This window comes from Helicobacter vulpis, assembly GCF_003660395.1.
Classification (GTDB): domain Bacteria; phylum Campylobacterota; class Campylobacteria; order Campylobacterales; family Helicobacteraceae; genus Helicobacter; species Helicobacter vulpis.
In genome coordinates, this window is the sequence record NZ_QXQT01000057.1 from 1 (window position 1) to 1557 (window position 1557).

The following is a 1557-nucleotide window of genomic DNA, read 5'->3' on the forward strand; positions in this document are numbered from 1 at the left end:
AACATACAAACTCCTTTGCCTAACCCTAGCACAACCCCCCCTAAAAGTCAACCATCCCTTTTGCAGCAGGCCACAGAGTGGAGGGAACAGAGTGCGCACGCCAAAGAAGAGGCCAAGCAGGCCCAAAAAGAGGCGTTAGAAAAAAGCAAGGTGGAGCTAGAAGCCCAAAGAGAAGAATACTTCAAGCAACAGCAAGCAAAGGCCGGGCTAAAAGAGAATGAAAAGGGCCTAGAACTAGGCCCAGACATTGCCATGCAAAGATTAGAGGGGCCTAGGAGCTCTGTCAGTCTTGATGACTCTAGCATTTACCCCCTAGACTTGGCCATTGTGAAGACACAGGATGTCAAACCCAATTTCACCAACACGCTCACACAGACGCGCACTAAGATGAACCCGCAGGCCATAGAAGCCATTGCTAAGGATTTTAACCCTACGATGATCCTAGGACGGGGAGGTTTTGAGGACTTGCCCATCGTCCTTAAAGATGGCCAAGTCTTAGCCGGTAATCATAGGGCTAAGGGGATGCAGGAGTTTAGCCCTCAATCTAGAAAGGCCTACGAACAAGCTATCTTAGAACATTATGGGGTAAGCTTAAAGCCCCAGGAATTGCTAGTACGCACCCCCCAAGCGGACTTAAGCCCCAAAGAGCTTTTAAATTTGGCCGCCTTTAGCAATAAGGATCGCGCCAGCACGCCAGCAGACAAGCTTTTAAGCGCGCTAGGCAAGTATGACAAACACATCACCCCTGCCAATTTAGCGCCCTTGAGAGTGGAGCACCAGAGTGTGGAAGAATTAGAGCGGCGTGTGGCCAAACTCTTAGACAAACAGGCCAGCGAACCAGACATAGAGGGGGCTAATTTGGCCCTTTTGGCCCATGTCGCCCCTAGTAACGCCAATGGGTCTTTAGCCAAAGCCCTAGACTTTGCCCAACAACAACTAGACCCACACACCTACTCTCAGCTAAAACGCATGTTTGTGGCCAATGCGGGGAATTTCTATAATTTGATGCTAGATAAGACATTCCCCAATTTGAACCTAGGGCGTTACTTGACCCAAAGTCTCACCCAAAGCGCTCTAGCCCTCAAAGCTAGCCGCGCGGACAATTTTGAGGGAATGGCCAAAGCTTTAAAGCATATTACCCAATTGAGCGATCAGAATTTAGAAAAAGCGCTCCAATTAAACCCCCATCTTTTAGAAGATTCCTTAAGCGGGGTGTTAGGGGCTAGTTTTGCGCGTTTTGCGCGTCTGGAAAACCCCGCTAGGGCGTTAGATGAGTTCTTACAAGCCACTCCAACAGCCCTACAAGAATCCATGACCATTGATTTATTTGAGCGCATGGCAGGCAAGACTCAAAGGCCTTTAAGCGAGGCAAACATCTATGATTTTCTTAAGATAGTGGCCACAAGCGGGGAACCTTCCCAGATTGTCAGCCATGTCGTTCATGATCTCTTGCCCGCTTTTGAGAAGCGTGTTAAAGACTTTCAAGCCTCAAACCAAAGCCCCCTAGTAAAGCCCCCATCTGCAGTGGAAAAAGAGCCCATAGCAGAGCCTAGCGCA

General features: G+C 49.1%; 1 pseudogene. It reads left to right on the forward strand.

From position 1 onward, the window contains the following. A pseudogene (locus EAO38_RS08505) lies at positions 1-1557 on the forward strand (hypothetical protein); the annotation flags it as partial.